This window comes from Brucella sp., from assembly GCF_032066345.1.
Classification (GTDB): Bacteria; Pseudomonadota; Alphaproteobacteria; order Rhizobiales; family Rhizobiaceae; genus Brucella; species Brucella pseudogrignonensis.
In genome coordinates this window covers 51,138-71,285 of record NZ_DAMBKZ010000007.1, presented here as the reverse complement: position 1 = coordinate 71,285, position 20,148 = coordinate 51,138, and the positions used below count along the sequence as shown (strand labels likewise).

Below are 20,148 nucleotides of genomic sequence, written 5' to 3'. Positions count from 1 at the left end.
TGAATTGATAGGATCCATGCTTTGCAAAAAGCCTCGCTGGCAGTCTTAGACCTCCCGGCGGGGTGACGGTTTGAGACCTGTTATGGTTGTGCAAATGCAAAGGGCAGCCATTATTTGCTATCGGCCCCTGCTGAAAAGTCAGTTCAGAAGTCAGGTTTATCGCAAGGTCTACTGCTCTTTGGGCGGTTTTCCCTCCGCCTCCTGCAAACGTTGCAGCAGCTCATCGAAGTCCAGGTCCTGCGTCGATGAAGGCAGCTGGCTGAGTTCCTGCAGCGCCTCTCCAATGGCCTGCGCCGGATGCAAAGCCTGTGTCTTCTTTCTGGCAACGGCGCGATGGGCTGCACGTAGCAGGTGATTGTGAAGGCGCATGGCAGACCATCTTTCCGCTTTGATTGTCCACACTAACCGATCCTGAACCGTTTGGTTCCACAACTTCTGACGGCGCTTAATGTTCAATGCAAGGCTGCGCAAAACGATGAATTGGTCTGTCCGGCGGTCGCTCCCCGAAAGCCACTGGTTCGAAACGGGACGGCAAAGGCGCGGGAATGTGCGGGACGATCCAACAGGCGTTGGTTGCCCGGGGGATCTTTTCATATGGACGCATGCTCAACGAGGTTGCCGCAAAAAGAAAGCATCGCAGCCATCAGGGGCTGCGATGCTCAGGCATTTGGCCAGGCAAGGTTACCGGCGATAGGCGAGACCACCCCAGATGCGGCCCTCCTCACGATGACGTCCACCATGCACGGCCCCAATATAGGCGGCCGCAGCTGCGACGAGCGCGGAGGCAGCAAGGAAAAAGGCGGTGAGAATGCCGGTGATGCGTGCCTGTTCAGCCGCAGCCGCAGCCTTCGTCTTAGCTTCCTCGACGGCTTGTTCAGCCTGTCCCTGCGCATCAGCGAGGGTCTTCTGAGCCGCATCGACCTTGGCTTGCGCTTCACTCCGCAGAGCCTGAACACGATTGACCGTCTCATTGACGCGGGTCTGCGCATCATTCTGGCTAATGCCGGTGCGGCTGGCGATCTGGCCGGCCAACCATGCCTTGTCGGCATCGGAGATTTCACCTGTCGTCAGCAGGTTGCCAAGAATTCCGGTCACCTGACGTTGCAAGGCCGCCATGTCCTCGCCCTGCTGCTCTGCGCCGGAGGTCTGGGCATCATTGCGCAGTAAACTGTCGGTCAGATAGTCCAGCGGGTTGGATTTGAGACCTTCCGGCAACATCTGTTCAAGCGACGGCGCTGCTGCCTGACCCGCACCCTGTGCGACGCCACCAACAGCATTGCCAGCACCCGATAGGATACCGCCTGCCAGTTGGCCTGCACCCTGAACGGTTCCACCGATCACTGCTCCAGTGGCTTCGACAGCTGTCTGCGCTGCGCCGCCGACCGCTTTGGCACCGCCCGACACCAAGCTGACCGCAAACAGCGCAGAGATAATCGTTCCTAGTCCCCAGACCACGAGACCGTTCAATCCATCGCGCACAGTTGACTCATCGCGGGTAGAGGTGCCGGTCGGCCGGCGCATTCTCCCAGCAATATAGCCGCCGAGCATATAGGAGGCCACCATGGACAGGATCAGGAACAAGGCGGTAATCACCAGCCAGACATTGCTCAGTTCCCCGCCCTCATCGACGGAGAATGAGCTGAGGCCGAGCCCGCTCGCAAAAGTGGTCATCACCACCATGACGCCAGATGCCACGACAGCACCAGCAAAGATGGCAGCCCAGTCAACATAGCTTCGGTCGGAGGTGTTTTCGATCACAGTTTGGTCTACCATCAACGTAATCCCAGAAAAGAAAGAATGAACAACACGATCACGACAAGACCTACTAAATAGATGATAGAGTTCATGTTGACTTATCTCCTTTTAAAATGTGTAGCGGTCAGAATAGCCTGTTTTCAGACGATTATTTCTCGATGCGATAGTAACTCTACAGGGCGGGAAAAGTTTCAGGACCGTTCAACTTAATTTTGATCGGGTGGTATTGGTTTTGATGCTGGATGGCCTTTGACCACCTTTCCGAAGCCAGATGTTTCACTATCATGCGCCAAGGAAAAACACAGAAGGACTGACTCTGAGAGCGGGCTTCACTCGCCCTGCTCACCCATCCTGTTTGCGACGCCTGTGCTTGCTATGTCCGGAGAGTGGCATGCAGAAGATCAGGTCTTCTCTGATCCGGGGATTTTTATGGTCCATTACAAATCCGCGGCAGAGATCGATGGGGACGCAAAGACATTGCGCTCCCTTCTCGCTCTCAATCCGCCTTATGGCCAGTAAAGGGTCAACGATATCAAAATCGTCACTGTTTTGCACTGTAGTCGACGGTGCAACGGTGAATGGATCAAGCAGGAGATCAAAATTCTTTCGGCAAAGGGCTGAAAAGCGCCGCCGAACGCGCGTGACTATGACATTCCCGCCGCCAATTGTCTTAGGAACTGTTTTGGACGGCCACTGTTGTACGACGAAAGCGTTGGCCTGCGCCAGCCAATGAGGTGATGCAGGGCTAAAAGCTTCAGAAACACATAAATACGCCGCCAATTTACCCTAGGTTGTATTGATGGGTTTATCCGGCTCATACTTTAGTGTTCACTAACGGCTCTGCAGCCGCGCCTAAAAGGGACTGTCATTTGGAGCCCATCAGATGAGTCGCCAGCTTCGACCGGATCGGATTGTTTACGACGAGGCGAAGATTAGTATGCAGCCCGCGTCGGCAGGCAGAGCTTCAAATGTCTGTTCGCATATTTTGACATCGGTCTAACCTGCCACGACCGCGCGGCTGTACCATGGATGTGGAGCGACAGCTGAAACGGAAACTGAATGGCCGACGCTGTTTAAAAGGATGGACTTCAAATCTTGCTGGGATTTAGCTGGGGTTTCAATCAGCAGATGTTCTCACCTGGATTGCGATAAAGACGGCATTCTGCAGCGTGATTCCGGCGGTGGCAATCATAACTATTAATTCCGTCCCAGTCGCCGCTGGGCGGCGAACTGTTGCAGAAACGCTCTTCGGCGGCGCGAGATCTCCTGCTCCTGTTGATGGCGGAAGGTTTGGCGAATGCAGAGCCTGCCAAACAGCGGCTGGGCTTTGACGTGAAGAGGCGTCGTCTCTTCGCGCAGTCGATTGCGCGGAGTGCACCAGTGCCGCCTTCCTTCAATGGCCGGGTGCCAGCGATGAAGTTAGGAGGATTGCCACAGGAGTTTCAGCGGTGCGATCAAAGAGAGGGCTGGCATCGTTGCCGAATGCGGCGGAGTTGGAACGGGCGAAACGAGGGCGACTGGAATAAGGAAGCATGGCGGTCTTTTCGGCAGCTCAAAGGACAGTTTCAGATCATGTCCTATCCAATAGGTTTTGCCTTGCGCCCGGTCCGGTGACCCTGCCCTATGCGGTCGGCGGGGCGTTGAGAGCCACAGTGATCTACCAGGTCCGGTTGGAATAGGGGTATTCCGCAATAAACGCGGGCTTACAGCCCCTTTAAGGCCTGGTGAGGCTACAATTCCCGTCGTCCGGTGCCACCGTCAACACCCGGAACCGATCGCTCATGTTGCGTTATGGCAACTGCTCGGGCGCTCCCGAAATGTGCCAGGCAGTTTTCGGAACAAGATACGCATAAAAACAGAGGGTACGAGCCTTTCCAATGTCGCAATCAAAACTGGAATCCTCGCAAGGAATTCGGTCAGATTGCCATCATCATTTCACCAAAGCTTTGACTTGGCGTACCACCTCTTGCTGCAACAGACGTTGCTTTTCAATATTGAAATGGCCAATGTCCTTCGCGCCGGAAAAATCCCGATTTTCGAGCCTGCCCTTAAAGCCCGGACCGGCTTTGAGGGGTAATCCCCAGCCATGATGTGAGAAGTAGAAATTGACAGCCTTTCTCACATTCCTAGGCAAGGGCTCAGGCGCGGTCGCGGCGAAGCTTGCAAGATAGTCGACGGAAATGGAGAATTTATCGAGCGATGCGGCAATGGCGATAATGGCGTTGGCGCCGAGCGAATGACCGATCAGGACAACGGGGCGGGTCCCGAGTTTCTGGCGTTCTGAGATGATGGTCTGAGCGACCAGACGCCAGGCCACATGGCTTTCGACATGGCAGGCAATACCATCCCCGTTGAGATCCGCAGCGATGGCGTCGAGACCGGTCGAGAAAATATTACCAAAGCCGCGCAACAGATAGACGGAGGCACGACTTACGGGTGTCGTTCGGCTTGCAGCTGCGGTTCCGGGCTTTCTTGGCGATGCGGACGAGGTGAGCGATGCGGGTGTAACCAACAAGGCCAGACCTAGTCGCAGCAGGTGGCGACGGTGCAAGGAGGCTTGATCTGAACGGTTCACAGGATCAGTCATGGTACAAATCACCAGAATTTTGGAATGACAGAACCGGTGCGTCTGGCATAGGCGTCATATTGCGCACCAAAACGAGCCTGCATCATCGCTTCCTCACGGGGAACGCGGTAAAAATATAGAAACCCTATGCCGAGGAGAGCCGCCGGACCAACAATCCAATTTTGCAGAAGACAGAATTGCGCGAGAGCCCAGAGCCAGAACGAGAGATACATCGGGTGACGAACGTAATGATAAAGCCCCCCGGTGACCAATGCATGTTCCTGGCGGATCTGTAAGGAAACCGACCAGTTACGGCCCAGTTGTTGATGGCTTGTATAAAAAATGCAAAGGAAGGCGATCCCAATCCCGAGACCGGCCCAAGCCAGCCATGGCTGAAACGGCATGTCGGCGCCAGAGGGAAATCCTGTGGCTACATAGACGAGGGGAACAAGCGACAGCGACAATGTTGCCGCAGCCAGTGCCAGCCGATCGAGGCTGGTGCGCGCATCCTTAACAACGCCCGTCTTGCGCGCTCGCCTGCGGTGGGGAAAACGGATTACCACCCAGGCAATCAGCCCGGCCGCCCAGATAATCATTGCCAGCTGCGGCGTCATGGAGAAGACTCCTTCAAACCTTGTCGATTGCCCAGGAGGTGTTCGCGTGCCCGCTTATCAAGCGTGTTAGGCCCGCAGCAGATCTGAAAGAAATCATACCAGTAGGCTTTCGTGTTCCCGAAAATATATTGATAGTGCACGCGAAAGAAATTGCGTTTGATGCGGCGATAGCTGTCAGGTTGCAGCATTTCTTTTATTCTGACGGTGCGTATCAGCGGAAATTCCCTTCTGGTTTGCTGATCAAGCTTCATCTCCCTGACCGGGTCTGTTTTATAGAAGTTGATTGGATCGGTGAGGCATTGAACTTCCACCCATCGCAGATGGGGGTCGGCGATGAGTTGGCGCATCCGCTTGCGAAACTCTTTCGCAGCCTTGCTGTAGCCGGCTTTCAGTGCTGTAGAGCCAAGGGTCAGGATGCTCACCTCGGGCGCACGCTGCGAGAAGTCTGGATCAAGAGAAAGACAGCGGGCTGCGACATCCAGAATGAGCATGCCGCCAGTGCTGTGACCGATCAGAATGATTTCGTCGTAACGCTCGGCCTCAGCCTTATCAACAATGCGACTGGCGAAGCGCTGGAGCAGCGCCTCCGCGTCAGGTCGCTGCGACCGCATGAATTGCGACGAGAATGACCACAGGTCCATCAGATGCAGGGTTGACCAACGCCGTCCAAAGACCGACAACGCCAGGAAGAACACCGCAAGCCCGATCGCGATGCTGGCCAGACCGAGCCAGACGCAAACCAACAGAGCTATGAGGCCACCGAGCAATGCAAATGCAACAAGTGTCAGAAACGGATAAAGAAAATACAGTCCGAAGCGCCAGGCTTTGAGAAAGAAACGCTGTGCGCTACCCTCGATGATGAAGCCCGAAAAGGCTGCAAGATAGCGAAGAAGACGATTGAGGACCGGCCTGTTGAAATCGGAAAGCACGATCGGGTCGAGGGCGAGAAAGCTGAAATCAGTCTGGGTTGACCAGCCTTCTGGCAGGCTGCACGCGGTGATCGTAACATGACCACTTTCATCATCGGGCAGACAGGGTTGATTCAATATTTGGGTCTCTGTGCCCCACACAAGGTCAAACCGCTGGATTTCCTTGCGCATCCGCCCGAAAAAAGCAGCTGGCGTCTTGGGGTCATAACCACCGATAAAAAAAACTGCGCGTCGTGTGACCGGTTGCTTCATAAGCAAACAGTAATAAGGTTCATTTCGAATGTCGAGAGCATAGCAAACGCATGGCGGTGACAGCTGGCGCTGAGGTTTGAGACCGCAGCAATGCGCAATGAGGAGAGATTGACCGCCGCAACCGATGGGACGGAATTGATGATCAGCGTTAAGGGGCCGGCAGGTGGAGAAGCAACCTCCATTGCCTGTTATGAGAACGCACCCCAATCCGTCGATGCAGGGCCGGATGCTTGTCTGCCCGAAGACGCCTGGTCACGATCACGGCGAAGCGGGACCACCAGGCGCCATGGGCGCAATTAATTCAGGCCGAGACGTTTGCGCAGTTCAGCATTCTCCTTGCGCAGCTTTTCGGCGAGCGACTTGCGCAGGCGCTGGTTTTCGGCTTCCAGCGAGACCAGTGCCTTGAGATCGTCGCTTGCAACGGGAGCCTTGGTTGCCGGAGCCTTTGCAGAGGATGGCTTCGAAACGGGGGCTTTTGCAGCAGCGGCCTTCGGCTTGGAAGCCTTTGCCGGGGCTGACTTGGTTGCAGCCTTCGCCGCAGCCGGCTTGGCTTTTGACTGGCCGTCGTTCTTCCAGTTGTAGTAGGTCTGTTCGCTCAGATTGAGCTTGACGAGCGTGTCTTTGAGGGTCTTGCCGGCAGCTGTTTCGCTGCCCACCGCTGCCAGCAGGCTGGAGCGTTCTTCCGGTGTGTAACGACGCAGCTTGCGCACAGGGGCAGCTGCAGCTGCAGCCGATTTGGATTTCGGCGCCGTCTTTGCAGCTGGTGTTTTCTTCTCGGCAGCTTTCGCCTGTTCCGGTTTGGGGGTTGCAGTTGCTTCCGAAACTTCAGTTGTGTTCTGATCGGCCATGTGTCACTTCTCCTAATATGGTATGGTACAATTGCACAGCATTCGGGGTGAACCTAGAACAATAAAATTAACCTATTCTTTAAGATACTGCATCTTTCATCGCTTTTTATAGATCAATAGTCGCAGGAGGTCCAGTTGGTCTGGCCATTGTGGCCCCAATCAATGCAACGCGTCTGTTGCTGGTGACGGACGGATGGTTCCCGAAAAGCAAGTGGGGTTCAGCCAATCCTGCGGCTGTCTCGCCAAAGTCTTGTTTGACGGGTGACACATCAATTCCCCTCCCGCTATCGCTCGGATGGGTGCCTATGATCGAAGTTGAAACCTTTCCGACTGCGCCATTTATCCTCAAAAGCATGTGAGGTGGACACAATAACCGAACACTCCGGCGATGCTTCCGAAGCCCGTAGTCGGCTGGCACTGTGATTTCGCCTTTCAACATGCGCCGATTGGCATCGCACTGGTTGATATAAACGGTCACATCTTGCGCGGCAATGATGCTTTTGCAGCAATGATCGGTCTACCGCTGGTACGAGCCGAGGGGCTGCATTTCAGGGCGTTTACACATCCGGATGATCTTTCAGCAGACCTTGATCTTTTTAATGCCGTCCTGGCGGGAGAGCGTGATGGCTACACCATCGAAAAACGCTAGTTGCGCAGTCGGGGCTGGGCTATTGCATCCTGGCAATTGACAGCGATGGCATCAAAACGGTCAATGCCCGCTATGGCCACGCGATGGGAGACGCCATACTGGAAGCGACCGCCAGACGGTTGACGGCCATCACCGGCGATGGCGATCTGGTGGCGCGGATGGGGGGAGACGAGTTTTTGATCGCCCATCGTGGCGATCAGCAGAGCGGCATCCGTCTGGCGGGTGCGATTGTCGCGGCAATGCGTCAACCGATCCTGGTTGGTGGGATTGCAAGCGATGTCGGCGTCAGTGTTGGCGGGATCTGGTCGCAGCAAAAATCGGCGCTCGAAGAGCTGTTGAACGATGCCGATGCGCTTCTTTATCAGGTCAAGGGTGAAGGCAAGGATGGCTTGCGCTTTTAGGCCTATGGCAAGCGGTAAGGCGCTCGCGCCAGTTAAGCGCGCGTTCAGCGGATAACGAGGTTTTCTCACCTGCAAAAGTGACCTGTTCTGCACGGAAGGCCGTTCTGCTCAGCAGCTGAAATTTGCAGGCTGCGAGCCTTTGCCATTGTCAGTTCGGGCTCTATCTACCCCGATAGCAAATGAACGCCAGAAGACAAGAGCCTTGATGGAGCCCGAACTCAAACTCGAACCTCGTTCCTTATCCGCGGTGCAGGAACAGTCACGCCTTCCGGCGCTTGCGGCAGTCGCCGCTGGGATTGCCGTGCTGTATTTTGCCAAGGATGTGTTTCTGCCGCTGGCGATTGCCGTTTTGCTGACTTTCATGCTGGCACCGATCGTCTCGACATTGCGGCGCCTGGGCCTGCCGCGTCTGCCAGCCATCATCACAAGCGTTTCCGGCGGGTTCCTCATAATTGTGCTGTTCAGCGCGATCCTAGCGTTTCAGGTTTCGGAAGTTGGTCAGAATATCGCGACATACCAGTATAATATCATCGAGAAAATCCGCACGCTGAAAGAGGCGGGCACCGATAACAGTCTGATCAACCGCCTCAATCGCTTTGTCGAGCGGGTAGGTGCAGAAATCAACCAGGACGAAGACAGGGCCACTTCCGCACCAGGGAATGCCGAGGTTGAACGCAAACCGATCCTGGTGGAGATTTTTGCGCAACGCAACCCGATAGAGACGCTTGAAACGGTGATCGGCCCCTTGGTGGGGCCGCTTGCCACGCTCGGCCTGGTGATTGTTGTGGTTGTGTTCATGCTGCTTGAAAGGGAGGAGTTGCGCGATCGCTTCATTCGTCTGGTCGGCTATGGTGATCTGCACCGCACCACCATAGCTCTGCAGGAAGCGGGCAGCCGGGTTGGGCGTTATCTTTTAACCCAGCTTATGGTCAATATCGCTTATGGAGTGCCTTTGGGGATTGGTCTTTGGGTTCTGGGGATCCCCAATGCACTCCTATGGGGCATGCTGGCGGTTCTGTTGCGCTTTGCCCCCTATATTGGTCCGGTGATTGCTGCGGTCATGCCGTTGTTTCTGGCCTTCGCCATCGCGCCGGGTTGGAGCCTGCTGCTGTGGACGATCGGACTGTTCATTGTGATTGAGCTGATTTCCAACAATGTGATGGAGCCGTGGCTTTACGGATCGCGCACCGGCTTGTCGCCACTCGCCATCATCGTGGCGGCGATTTTCTGGACCTGGTTATGGGGGCCGATCGGCCTGGTGTTGTCAACGCCGTTGACAGTGTGCCTGGTGGTGCTCGGGCGTTATGTTCCGCAGTTCCGCTTTCTGGAAATTCTGTTTGGTGCGGAGCCGGTGTTGAACCCGCATGAAAGGCTTTATCAGCGCCTGTTATCCGGGGACCCCAACGAGGCGACTGACAATGCGTTGGAATTTCTGTCCAAGGCGTTTCTGGTCGAGTATTATGGCAGCGTGGCGATACCGGCTTTGCTGATTGCGGAGCAGGATCGGGTGCGGGGCGTGTTGAGCGACACGCAATTGGGCCAGCTTTCGCACAGCGCGCGCCTGGTTGTCGCGAATCTAAGACAGATTGCCGAGGAAGAAGAAGACAATGAGGAAGAGGTTGCGGTTGAGACCGCGACCGATGGCGAGCAGGGCGAAGCGCTGCAATTGCCGTCCGGCGAAGGAAAATCGATCATCTGTCTTGGCGGGCGGGGTCCGCTGGATGACGTCAGCGCGGCCATGCTGGCGCAGGTTCTGTCGGTGCAGGGCGCAAGGAGCTGGGTGGTCGATCATGAACATTCCCAGCCCAGTCAATTGCGCCGCGCCGATATTGAGCACGCGACAGCCCTTGTGCTTTGCGTGCTTGATCTGGAATCGGCCAATCGCGCGAAATTCCTTTTGCGCAGGTTAAGACGGCTCAATCCGCTTGCCCGGATTGGCCTGGCGATCTGGCGAGGCGACGAAGCGGCTGAGGGTATTGATGAAACCAGGTTACGTTCCGAGATTGAAGCCGATTTCGTGGCTTTCGATCTGCTGACGGCGACACTTGAATGTCTCTCCGATGCCCGGCCGCAGGATTGGGGAGAAAGACCAGCAAAAATGCTCAGAAAGCGTCCTGGGAGACCGAAACAACGCGCGATGGAAGGGGGATGACGCCGTAACGGCGCCCGGGGGAAGGCGGTGTTGCCTTTGCGGATTTGGCGGATATTCGGACGGACGCGGCCTTTGCTATCAGGAGAAATTTGGCGATGTTTCGCTATGTGAGCATTTGCGCAACCGCGTTGAGCGGTTGCGCATTTTGTTGATTTACCACTTGACGCGGAAGCCTGCATTTCCGGTGATTGTGTAGCTGTCGGAGACGTTGTTGAGACTTGTTGCGGCGCTCAACTTGCCATAGAGGGCATATTTGTCGTCCAGCCAGCTGTAATTGACATTCACACCCAGTTCCCCCACGTCCGGTCGATGTTGTCGGTAGCGAGGCGGACATCGGCAATTTAGATATGGTCGGCGGTGTCAATGAGCTGCTTATAGAGATTGGCAAAGCCCAGAGCCTGAGACGGGTTATGCTGCAATCGGCATCGATCCAGCAGCTGACATGATTGGATGCTATTACGAGCGGAGCCAGCACCAGGCGTTTTTTGGATAGGATGCGACAAGCGAACGCAGCTTTGGCTGCACGATCGTCGCCTGCGCCAGGTGCCTGGTTTCGCACATCCTCTGAAAGACAATCTGCTCCGCGAAGATGCGGCTTTACCCATGTCGTACAAGTCGATCGCGGAATCAAGGAAATGTTGTGTCGATCTATAAGGTAGCGTTTTATATAACTTGTTTCGATCCCGGGGAGAAAAAGTTTTTTCGCTTACTACTTCAAAGCGGGGGCGTCATTTGTTCGTAGCTGGATGTTTTTGAAATATCTTGGACGGGTCCGATGCGCATATATGAATGGTGCTGTAGGCTCTTTGAAATGTAAAATCCACTTCCGTCGGATCAGGTGACTTTAGAAGCTGCGTCAGATAGCTGAACGCGAATGGCCAGCACCGAAAGCGCGTCGCGGGAATTGTCCTCGCCGTCAATTTATCGTCATTTGGAAACAAGCATCCCTGCGCAAGACAGTATGGAAACGATGAAAATCCTTCACGCCCTCTTTGCCATCGCGTCTTGGCAGCTTACCGGGGCGATGCTGAGAAGTCACTGAAGTGAAACTGATTTCCTGACCAATAACACGGAATTGACGCCAAAAACTGTGGTTCTAATTCTGCATTCTCTACCCCCAAAATGTAATACCCTAAAGTCGTGGCTTGAAGTTGTTATAGTCTTCGCACCGAAGACCGTCACGCTGGCGGGCTTTGGTGCTGAGATTTTGTCTTCTTCAGCACAGTGAAATCGGCAGAAGTATGTTCTTGGCAAAAAGCAGCGGTTCCGATGATCACGCTTTGATATGGATTGGCGCTCAGAGAGGTCTGGGCGGTGCATGGATTTGTGCTACAGATCAGCAACCGTTCCCCCGATGATCTGTTGCTGCTTACCACCGAGACATTGCCGCGCGATCTACTCCCATTTGGAGGAATCGGCAAATCTGCTGTTAAGCAAGCACGATCGACCTCTGACCACCGAGCGACAATTTGCTGATCATGTTAAGCATCAATTGCGGAACCCACAAGCTAGCCTTCGTCCGCTGCTTCAGATGCTGCAGCAGGCGGAGCAGGAAGACGAGAGGATGATGATCCTGAACAATCTGGTCCGCAGTAATGACAAGGCGCTTCGCCTCATCGAGCAATTGCTGCAATCGGGGCGCGTCAATCACCAGGACCTGGTAATCGGTCCGGTCAATCTTTACGACGTCGCCGCATCGATCCTGGCCGAATTGGGTGAAACGATCCGGAGCAAGGCGCAGGATGTCGTGCTTTCAGGCTGCGAAACGGCCTGGGTGAAAACCGATGAAGCCCTGCTACGCCTGCTGCTTGAGAATATACTCGAGAATGCCATGAAATATTCCCCGACATCCGGCCGGGTCCATGTGGTGATTGCTGCGGCCTGCAATAATACATGGCTGGTTCAGGTCTGCGACACCGGTCCTGGCATCCCCGCACATCAAGCCGAGGCGGTGTTTCAGCGCTTTTTACTTATCCCGGGTTCCTGAAGGCCGGAAGGGACCAGACTCGGCCTGACGATCGCAACCGATGTGGCAAAGCGTCGGTCTGCAGCGATTGCGCTGGGCGTTCCGACCTATGGCTACAGGCTGCAAGCATAGATCCGTATCAAAGCCGGCGATTAGCCGTGCCAGCGTTGCTCGTAGCACTGCCTTCCCAGCAAGGGTCAACCACCGAACGGGCATATGGCCTGGTATGGTGCCGGCGTCGCGCTCAGCGCCCGCCCCGTCACCTGGTTTCGATCGGACTGGACGCGCGCAGGATCATTTTTTCCAGCCGTCTGTTCTCCGCCTGCAAATGTTTGATCAGCGATCGCTTGAGCTCGGTGTTTTCCTTCTCGAGCTTGGCGATGTCTTCGTTGATATCTGCCGGGATCTGGTAGAAACCGACCGATGGCTGTCGTGGCGCTTGCCGTTGTGCGTGATTGACCGTCCTGGCCTTGACTTTGCGGGTTTTTCTATCCAGCTGGTCGGGCTTGGCATTCGCAGCAGGTGCTTGGTCGACCGGTGCGGACTTGCGATGGGCAGGCTTTGCGACCGGCACGCTGCTCTCGTCCGTCATCGCTACTGCAGTGGCCGTTTCTTCAGACAGATCGGACGGACCGGATCTAGGCATTCGCTGCGGATCGATTTTCGGCGATAGGGTGGTATCTGTGGCGGAAGCAATCCTCGGGCTGTTGTCAGCCCCCGCTTGAGAGGTGGGCTTTGCCGCTCCCTCATGCCTTGCTGACGCAGCAAATTCTATGTTAGCTTTTTTTGCCTGACGCGGCTTCGGCGCCTTATCGAAGGGAGTAGCCGGCGGTATTGCCGCGAGGATGCGACCGCCAGTCAGTGCCGGCACTACGCCCTTTTCTGCAGCTGTTGCCACTGGAGTTTCTTGCTCAGGTGCTGGAGGCGTATCTTTCTTGATATCGGAAGGGGCTGCAGTGTCATCTTCAACCGCGCGCGCGATTTCCTTGATATTTATATCCCCCCAGAGCGATGTCACGTTCTTGCGCGCGCGGCGATTCTTATATTCTACGATCAATCGTTTGACGGGGAATTTCATAGGGTCGCTTCAATCCTGGAGCCGATGAGGAAGGGTCGTGATCCTTTGTAATCTACTCCCAGTGACCGCGGGATTCAACCCTGTGGCGTTGGCCGGCCAGACGTGCTCGGACTGCCATTGCACACAAAAGATCACTTGCAGTTTTCAAGAGAAGATGACGGCTGCTGGATAATTTGGGTCGGCCTGAATCGAAATTCTGGATACGACCATCACTATATTTCAGGGATCTCATGCAGACGCTGGCTTTCACCGTTTGTTTGCGCAGGTGATAAAGCGCTTCCGCCTTCATAATGGTTGCCTGAAATCCGTGTGTCTCGTGGGGTGCTAGGGTTAGGCCCTGATCAATATAGGATGAAAATAACATGTCGCCTTCGGCGTCTTCAAAAACGATCGAAGCGTTTATCACGGTTAGTTTTTTGTGAGGCATTGGATTGAATGATGGTTTCCAGACGTCCGGTTTGGGTGCCTGCTTTCGATAACGGACCAGTCCTTGACCGTCAGCACCGTTGAATTACAGGCCTGCGCGGCACAGGTGGAAGACAAGACAGGGAGCATCAGCGTGGCTGACATAGATTTTACAAAGTGATTCATAAGCGATCTCGTTGAAAAATGCGGCAAAGAGTAAGCCGAGAGCACTGCGAAAGAACATCCCAATATATCGCCAGCTATTACGCGAGGGAGAATAGAAGTGCCGCACAAGGGAGGGCTACAGGAAATGATCAAAATTCCTGCCGGACCGCTTGCTAATTGAGGTGGTGCAAGGCCCAGGCAGCTCACAAGCGAGACGCGAACAGGCAGAATAGGTCTGAGGTTGCTCCGGACGGTTGTGTAAACATCGCAGCCAACCCAGTCCGGAGCAAGCGCTTGAAAGGCAGGAGACAAGCGCATGCAACTCCATCACGATTTTCAAATGGCAACAACTCCAATTCGGAGGGAGCATATCAGCCGAGGAGAAAGGAGCTGGCCGCCCTGGATTGGCTGCCGGCTCAATGAAGCCAATTGCTCCTGACGCACGTTGTTGCCTCTTTCGCAAAAAGCGATTGGCGCTGATTGCGGTGTTGATGGGTGGAGACGTGGTTATCCGAGCGCGTTGCGCCATCCCGTTGAAAACGAACGCGGCAACGCTAATTGGTGCGGAGAGGATAGCAATAGGTGGCCCCATGAAATATCGAATATTCGCTCTGGTTTCTCTCGTTGCCCTGGTTGGCTGTGCCGGTTACGCCAAATCTGTCAACAGACAGGCTGGAATTGTCCCGGTCCGCAATTTCGATGCAACCCGCTATCTTGGCAAGTGGTATGAACTTGGTCGCATCGAGAACCGCTTCGAACGCGGAATGACTGACACAACGGCCCAATATTCGCTTAATCGTGACGGTACGATAAGGGTTGTGAATGCGGGCTATGATCCGGCCAAGGGAAAGGTTCGGGAAGCGATTGGCAAAGCGAAGTTCGTCGAGACAAAGGATGTGGGGGCGCTGAAGGTCTCGTTCTTCCCACCATTTTATGGCGGCTACGATATTGTTGCTCTGGATGAAGATTATCAATGGGCAATTGTTGTGGGTCCCAACCCAAATAAGTATTTCTGGGTGTTGTCGCGTCAATCCAAACTCACGCAAAGCCTTAAAAAAAGGGCGCTGCGCGCTGCGCGCGACCTCCATGTCGACGCAAGCAAGATATTATGGGTATCCCAGCAAAAAGCGCGCTAGATTGAAGCGCGCCCTTGGCGCCCTGGTCGCCGTGAAAATTCAATGGCTCAGCTCAAGCGCTGAGAAAATCGCTGAAAAGGTTCGGTTCTTGGCCCTGCGGCCTCAGGCCAGCGATGGCAGCCAGGTGATAAAAGCCTGGATCGCTTGCGCGGAGCCGCCATAGCGACTGATCAGGCAAGCTTAAGGGCGGCTATGAGCGTTCTGCGCATGCCGCCCTTTTCGATTGTCTTGTCAAACCGCGCTTCTATCGACGGCAACGACCAAGCAACATACCAGCCAGCACACCGACAATACCGACAGTTGCCAGTGTCGCGGTGGTGGCTCCGGGATTTTCTCGCGCCGCATTGAGGACACGTTCCCCGTGATAACGCGCACTGGACGCAACATCGTCAAAGGCTGATGAGGCTGATGACAAGGCGTTGTCAGCCTTGTCGGTTGCAGATCCCAGTCGATCGGCAAGCTGCGACGACAGACTGCTCAGCTGGCTACGAAGTTCGCTGATCTGATCGGCGACAGTGTTTTCTGGTTCGTTTGCCATTGAGACTATTCCTTTTCAATAATGGGTGGGCAGCGAAGGCTGCGATGCGAAAGAAAAAACGCAGCGCAAGGCTTTTGGTTTCAAAGATTCAAAAAAGAATGCGGATCGCAAAAGTCCCACTGCAACGTCAATTTTGCGACGGGCGATCATGCACTTCGCCGTCATTTGCGATAGACGGCTGGCAGTTCTGTAAAGAGGGGAAAGCGGTTTAAAAGCTCGCAGTTGTCTGGCTGTGGCTTGTGGCGGTTTCAAATGATCCGGTGTTGGAAGATGGGTCAGCTGGGCGGAGATTGAACGCCGCCCAGTTGCTTCTAGCGGCAGCGTGCCGTGTAAATCCGGCCATGCCGATCGCGATACTGGCAGTTGCCATTGCGCAGATTGCGAACAAGAAGGCCACCGACTGCGCCGGCTCCCGCACCGATCAGAGCGCCGCGTCCACCACCGGCGATACCGCCAATCGCAGCACCGGCAACGGTGCCAACGCTGAGGTCTTTTTCGGTCGATGTACATCCGGAGATTGCCATCAGTCCAACCAGGCACAGTCCAATTTTACGCATTTAAAGTCCCTCCAGTTCACAGGATGTGAATGACGAGTGAAGTAAGGAGACTGGACTCCCTGTCAAGAAACAAAGTCAAAAATAAATCGGCATCATCTGCCAATTGATCCGCCTGTTCGTGGTATCAGGGTGATAGGATGCTGATTGAATTAAGAGGGGCCAATCGTTTCGATCCATGACCCGATTGCGCGCGGAAAAGCGCGCTTGGCTAGCGGAGCGGTTTTTTCATAATCAGCGGGCCATTGGAATTTTGTTCGAAATAACGCAGCACCACCCGAATGGTTCGTGACTGCACACGCGTCTGGCTGGCGCATTGCAAAATGGCATCTTGCGCGGCAATTGCGAAAGCTTCGCCGGCCTGCCTTACGGGCTGAAATTCGACTGTGATGATCCTTGTAAGCTTGCCACTCGCGTCGTAGCTCACTTCAAAGGTCGCGGATGCTCGATTGTAGCTGGTGTCGGGGGGCAAGCTCAGGCATTTGCTCGCCAGGTCCGTCACCACTTCCGAGTCCGTTGCTGCAAGCGCGGGAAATGTGACTATACCGACGATCATCATCGCTATCTGTAAATATCCTGGCATCTCTCTCCCGAGCGAGAATTATGAAGTCTCATGCCAAGATAGGCATTTATGCGATGCGGTTCAAACCGACGACGCTATTTTGCCCGCCCTCTGCAAAATTCGGGTACTGCCATTCCATCTATGCCAGCCGCGCAAAGACTGCCACACTCAACCGGCTGGGCGGGCATTATCAATGCGGCAACCACCACAGCAAAAAGCAGGCGAGAGCTGTTGCGATCACGGCTCCAACAACCAGGAATGTCTGATCCGACAAAGCGACGTCGAGAAATATCATCTGCGGCGGTGCTCCGAAATGACCATGAAAACGATTAACGCAAAAAGCGCGATCGAGACCGCTGTGATGAACCAACCCATTCGCCGTTTCCTCCCCTGCATTAACTCGGCATGCGGGAGAAAGTTTCAAAATGCCCTCATATCGGGAAAAAGTCGGATCCATTTCTTCAGACAAGTATCTTTGCGTCGAAAAGCTGGGAAAAAACATCGGCCATTGAGGCTTTCTGGTCATTAAGTCGCACTTCTATCCGGGGGCTGCGCATCAGCAATCAGCAGGAACCGCTACCTGATCAGCCGGGAAATTTCATTCGGCATCGCCTTTTTGCGATGATGCACTATTTCGAAGAAGTGTCGATTTCGCTTGAGGAGGAAATAGCGATGCAACACCGAATTCATGAGAATATGGAGGTTATCCGCGCAGATGGTGTGCATATTGGCACCGTTGACCGGCTTGAGGGCAACCGGATCAAACTTAAAAAGACCGATAATTTGCCAGGCCACCGCGATCATCATCATTATATCGAGCTGGGATTTGTTGCTGATATCGAAAGTGATGTGCGCGTCAGGCTCTCGGCGAATGCGGATGTCGCAGTTACACTTGAAGAAGAAGGATCGGGCAAGCCGGTTGATCTCTAGAGTTCAGAGCCAGAATTTGTGAGCCCGTCACGATGTCGTTTCCATCCACTGCATCATTGTTGCTATAAGCAACTCATTGGAAAATAACGGATCCGGATTTCAGATGGTTCCTCGCTTCTTCAGACGCTACTTTGCCAGTTTCGCCGCTTGTCTATCCGGTTTGCTGCTGTTGCCGTGGATTCTGGGTGTGCCGGGCAACCCAACGCCTGGGCAGGATTTTGCATGGACCTCGGGTCTTCTGGCAATGATTGCTTATCTGGTGATATTTCAATGTGTTAAAATGATCCAGAGCCGAGATATCCTTAGTAAGCCAAAGCTTTCCACGCTGCTTGATAGCGGCCTTCATGCAGCTTCCATAGGGCTGTCTGCAGTGCTCGGGGTCGCAGTCATCCTTCTCGTCTGGGGCAAATGGTGAGGTCAGCGGATGAAGGCAAAGCGAAAAGCATCATGAGGCTCTGTTTCCCTGCCAGTGATTGTTTGGTTGCGACCATTGTCCGCAGAAGGCTTCAACTCACGCGTTGTCGATCAGGAAAATGACTAATCCATCGAGGCTGGAGGTTTTGGGCTATAGCTAAAATGATTATCGTTGCCAGAGGCGGCGCGGAACATTCGAATCGCTGCGATGTTAGGTCGGGAGCAAGCGCAGTCAAGGCTAGTCCAGCCTAAGGAGTGAACTATGAAACCTGCTACCATTGCTGCGGTCCTCTTCACACTGGCGCTCGGGCATCTGCCCAGCGCCGTATCGGCGGAAGAATCCGGCCTTCCCAATCAATCAAGTGGACAAGAACCCGAGGTCCCTGGCAACAATTCCACTACGGGCGCAAAACCTGTTCCACCCGACATCAAACCGGCGCCAAAATCTCCGCAGGAGCAGCAGGAAGATGCGCAACGCAAGGCAGAAAAGCTCAAGAAATGCGCGCCGGGACAGGATGCCAAAGCATGTCGGGAATATAATGTGAAACACCGCAAGCAATGAACCCGCTTTAGCACAGGTCATCTATTGGCATTTCGATAAATGACACGTCATGCCTCCTACAATGAAAGGCGGGCGACAGCCTGTGGCAATTTAGGCGTCGCGAACTTCAACGAGTGCGTAGGAGCGCGACACACCCTGATCGATAATTGATCCTTGGTCCCTATTTTAAACTGCCAGCCGTCGGGCTGTTCGCGGCCAGGATTGTTTTATGATTGCTTTTTCTTATGCGAAGGCTTGCCCTTGTGTTTGGTTGAAGCGAGTTCCTCGAGCTCTTTTTTACTCATCGTGTTTTCCATTTGTTTCGAGGCTCCCCGAAGCTCTGCTTTGGCTTTGTCACCACGCTTTGCGGCAAGGGCCGCACCCGCTGCTTGTTGTTGCGCTTTTGACTTGGCAGGCATGTTTAAAACTCCCTTCATGTTTTCATCATTTGCAAATAAAGATCGCGTTTAAAATCTCATGCAGGCTGTGGCTCGTGTTGCGCAGGCTTGTTGGACGCTGCCGGATGCTTTCGGCCAGCACCGGATAGTTCTTTAATTCGGGACATCATTGTTTTCGCCTGTCTCTCCATGGCATGGGCGCTACGCAGCCACCGGACGAGCCTTTCTTTGCTTCTGTCATGTCCAATCTCCTGTTGTGGGAGACGCCCCTAACCAATGCGCAACAGCTTTGTTCCCCTAGCATCCGCCTGCAACGTGCATGACATCGGAAAGGAGCGACTTTGGTCGCGTGGCTGACGATCTGGATCGTGCGCTGGTTGCGGAAGCGCGAAGATAAATCTTTGGCTTTTGGGAGAGTTTTTATTGCGCGTCTTCACAATTGCCGCGCTTCCGCTTTGGCGTTCAAAATTTTGATTCAGCGAATTGGCGCGCAAGCCCGTTTGAAAGCCGCTCCAATTGACAGGCAAACTTCTCGACCGATGAGGAAATGTGAGCCATTGCGGTTCGGCAGAGGGGGCTATAGGGTCAGCAGCCAGGGAACAAGGAAGCGTCGGAACAGCTGATGTTTTGCCGCGAACGTGCAATCCCCTCGCGCCAAATTAACACGGAACGCCGCCGGTTTTAGGGAGATGTTCCCCATTGAAAAATAATGATCTTCAATCTTTCTTTGCCCGCGATGCGAGTGTGGTGGCACCGCAGCTCATCGGCTGGGAACTAACGATCGAGGGAATTGGGGGCATGATTGTGGAGACCGAAGCCTATAACCGGATGGATCCCGCCTCCCACAGCTTCAAAGGCCAGACCCGAAGAAATCGTTCGATGTTTGGACCTCCTGGGCATGCTTATGTCTATCGAATATACGGTCTGCATTGGTGTTTGAACTTTGTCTGCCTGGATGGTTCTGCTGTCTTGTTGCGAGCGCTAGCACCCGCCAAGGGTCTTGCTTTCATGCAACAAAGAAGAGGGACCAGCAATGGGTTGGCTTTGTGCTCAGGGCCTGCGAAACTTGCCCAGGCGATGGGGGTTACCGCTGAGCTTGACGGCGCGCCACTTTTTGATCAGCCGTTCGAACTCATCGCTTCACAGGCGGATCCACACATTGAAACAGGCCCGCGCATCGGGATCAGCCGGGCGCAGGAGGTTGCCTGGCGGTTTTGGCTTTCAGGAAGTCCTTATGTCAGCCGCCCGCCTGCCCGCAGACTGACGTAATGGTTACGGCCACCCCAACATCGCGC

22 protein-coding genes and 1 pseudogene are annotated in these 20,148 nt (G+C 54.5%); 9 read left to right on the top strand and 14 right to left on the bottom strand.

All coding sequences use genetic code 11. The features are described 5' to 3' along the window. Nucleotides 1–168: 168 nt before the first annotated feature. The 7 genes and pseudogenes from RT142_RS10910 to RT142_RS10885 form a co-directional block, all read right to left on the bottom strand. Entirely contained in the window at nucleotides 169–369 is a 201-nt protein-coding gene (locus RT142_RS10910; RefSeq protein WP_094544091.1) for a hypothetical protein, read from the bottom strand. A 312-nt stretch (nucleotides 370–681) separates the two neighbouring features. Beyond that, complete coding sequence (locus tag RT142_RS10905; protein WP_313028607.1) at nucleotides 682–1,773, bottom strand: hypothetical protein; 1,092 nt, start codon at nucleotides 1,771–1,773, stop codon at nucleotides 682–684. 1,179 nt (nucleotides 1,774–2,952) lie between these two features. Continuing rightward, a pseudogene (locus RT142_RS24370) lies at nucleotides 2,953–3,162 on the bottom strand (DUF1173 family protein); the annotation flags it as partial. 523 nt (nucleotides 3,163–3,685) lie between these two features. After that, nucleotides 3,686–4,306 carry an alpha/beta fold hydrolase gene (locus tag RT142_RS10900; RefSeq protein WP_039861201.1) on the bottom strand — a complete coding sequence of 207 codons (621 nt, stop codon included), beginning with the start codon at nucleotides 4,304–4,306 and terminating at the stop codon, nucleotides 3,686–3,688. A 44-nt stretch (nucleotides 4,307–4,350) separates the two neighbouring features. Beyond that, a complete protein-coding gene (locus RT142_RS10895) occupies nucleotides 4,351–4,935 on the bottom strand; it encodes a protein-S-isoprenylcysteine O-methyltransferase (protein WP_007881255.1) in 585 nt (194 codons plus the stop codon). After that, entirely contained in the window at nucleotides 4,932–6,116 is a 1,185-nt protein-coding gene (locus RT142_RS10890) for an alpha/beta fold hydrolase (RefSeq protein ID WP_007881253.1), read from the bottom strand. Before RT142_RS10890 ends, RT142_RS10895 begins: the two co-directional genes overlap by 4 nt. A 296-nt stretch (nucleotides 6,117–6,412) precedes the next feature. Beyond that, entirely contained in the window at nucleotides 6,413–6,964 is a 552-nt protein-coding gene (locus tag RT142_RS10885) for a transposase (protein WP_007881252.1), read from the bottom strand. Nucleotides 6,965–7,352: 388 nt separating this feature from the next. Between RT142_RS10885 and RT142_RS10880 the strand changes: the two genes are divergently transcribed. From RT142_RS10880 to RT142_RS10870, 3 genes are all read left to right on the top strand, one after another. After that, nucleotides 7,353–7,613, top strand: coding sequence for a PAS domain S-box protein (locus tag RT142_RS10880; RefSeq protein ID WP_313028604.1), 261 nt, complete (start codon nucleotides 7,353–7,355; stop codon nucleotides 7,611–7,613). Between the two features lie 14 nt (nucleotides 7,614–7,627). Continuing rightward, the gene (locus tag RT142_RS10875) at nucleotides 7,628–8,014 is read left to right on the top strand and encodes a GGDEF domain-containing protein (protein WP_313028709.1); all 387 of its coding nucleotides are present in this window, start codon (nucleotides 7,628–7,630) and stop codon (nucleotides 8,012–8,014) included. Between the two features lie 205 nt (nucleotides 8,015–8,219). After that, on the top strand, nucleotides 8,220–10,166 hold the full coding sequence (locus RT142_RS10870) for an AI-2E family transporter (RefSeq protein ID WP_313028603.1): 1,947 nt from the start codon (nucleotides 8,220–8,222) through the stop codon (nucleotides 10,164–10,166). A gap of 153 nt (nucleotides 10,167–10,319) precedes the next feature. Here RT142_RS10870 and RT142_RS10865 read toward each other — a convergent pair whose 3' ends face one another. Continuing rightward, nucleotides 10,320–10,451 carry a hypothetical protein gene (locus RT142_RS10865; RefSeq protein WP_007881245.1) on the bottom strand — a complete coding sequence of 44 codons (132 nt, stop codon included), beginning with the start codon at nucleotides 10,449–10,451 and terminating at the stop codon, nucleotides 10,320–10,322. 1,120 nt (nucleotides 10,452–11,571) lie between these two features. Between RT142_RS10865 and RT142_RS10860 the strand changes: the two genes are divergently transcribed. Next, the gene (locus tag RT142_RS10860) at nucleotides 11,572–12,153 is read left to right on the top strand and encodes a HAMP domain-containing sensor histidine kinase (protein WP_313028602.1); all 582 of its coding nucleotides are present in this window, start codon (nucleotides 11,572–11,574) and stop codon (nucleotides 12,151–12,153) included. 238 nt (nucleotides 12,154–12,391) lie between these two features. On the opposite strand, the gene RT142_RS10855 is transcribed toward RT142_RS10860, so the two are convergent. Beyond that, nucleotides 12,392–13,150, bottom strand: a complete 759-nt coding sequence (locus RT142_RS10855; protein ID WP_313028600.1) for a hypothetical protein — start codon at nucleotides 13,148–13,150, stop codon at nucleotides 12,392–12,394. 1,220 nt (nucleotides 13,151–14,370) lie between these two features. Between RT142_RS10855 and RT142_RS10850 the strand changes: the two genes are divergently transcribed. After that, nucleotides 14,371–14,916: a lipocalin family protein gene (locus RT142_RS10850; protein ID WP_007881235.1), complete on the top strand. Its 546-nt coding sequence runs from the start codon at nucleotides 14,371–14,373 to the stop codon at nucleotides 14,914–14,916. Between the two features lie 244 nt (nucleotides 14,917–15,160). Here RT142_RS10850 and RT142_RS10845 read toward each other — a convergent pair whose 3' ends face one another. From RT142_RS10845 to RT142_RS10830, 4 genes are all read right to left on the bottom strand, one after another. Further along, nucleotides 15,161–15,454, bottom strand: a complete 294-nt coding sequence (locus tag RT142_RS10845; RefSeq protein ID WP_007881231.1) for a hypothetical protein — start codon at nucleotides 15,452–15,454, stop codon at nucleotides 15,161–15,163. A 311-nt stretch (nucleotides 15,455–15,765) separates the two neighbouring features. Next, nucleotides 15,766–16,011, bottom strand: a complete 246-nt coding sequence (locus tag RT142_RS10840) for a YMGG-like glycine zipper-containing protein (RefSeq protein ID WP_007881230.1) — start codon at nucleotides 16,009–16,011, stop codon at nucleotides 15,766–15,768. Between the two features lie 208 nt (nucleotides 16,012–16,219). After that, nucleotides 16,220–16,591 (bottom strand): hypothetical protein, encoded by a 372-nt coding sequence (locus RT142_RS10835; RefSeq protein ID WP_105520343.1) that lies wholly within the window; start codon nucleotides 16,589–16,591, stop codon nucleotides 16,220–16,222. A gap of 169 nt (nucleotides 16,592–16,760) precedes the next feature. Continuing rightward, nucleotides 16,761–17,096, bottom strand: a complete 336-nt coding sequence (locus RT142_RS10830; RefSeq protein WP_152425734.1) for a hypothetical protein — start codon at nucleotides 17,094–17,096, stop codon at nucleotides 16,761–16,763. Between the two features lie 146 nt (nucleotides 17,097–17,242). Between RT142_RS10830 and RT142_RS10825 the strand changes: the two genes are divergently transcribed. From RT142_RS10825 to RT142_RS10815, 3 genes are all read left to right on the top strand, one after another. Then, nucleotides 17,243–17,500, top strand: a complete 258-nt coding sequence (locus tag RT142_RS10825; RefSeq protein ID WP_313028597.1) for a DUF2171 domain-containing protein — start codon at nucleotides 17,243–17,245, stop codon at nucleotides 17,498–17,500. Between the two features lie 103 nt (nucleotides 17,501–17,603). Further along, a complete protein-coding gene (locus RT142_RS10820; protein WP_007881227.1) occupies nucleotides 17,604–17,915 on the top strand; it encodes a hypothetical protein in 312 nt (103 codons plus the stop codon). Between the two features lie 261 nt (nucleotides 17,916–18,176). Further along, entirely contained in the window at nucleotides 18,177–18,476 is a 300-nt protein-coding gene (locus RT142_RS10815) for a hypothetical protein (RefSeq protein WP_313028594.1), read from the top strand. A gap of 206 nt (nucleotides 18,477–18,682) precedes the next feature. On the opposite strand, the gene RT142_RS10810 is transcribed toward RT142_RS10815, so the two are convergent. Beyond that, nucleotides 18,683–18,874, bottom strand: coding sequence for a DUF3008 family protein (locus tag RT142_RS10810; protein ID WP_113159495.1), 192 nt, complete (start codon nucleotides 18,872–18,874; stop codon nucleotides 18,683–18,685). A 678-nt stretch (nucleotides 18,875–19,552) separates the two neighbouring features. Between RT142_RS10810 and RT142_RS10805 the strand changes: the two genes are divergently transcribed. Further along, nucleotides 19,553–20,122: a DNA-3-methyladenine glycosylase gene (locus RT142_RS10805; protein WP_105520341.1), complete on the top strand. Its 570-nt coding sequence runs from the start codon at nucleotides 19,553–19,555 to the stop codon at nucleotides 20,120–20,122. Nucleotides 20,123–20,148 lie beyond the last annotated feature (26 nt).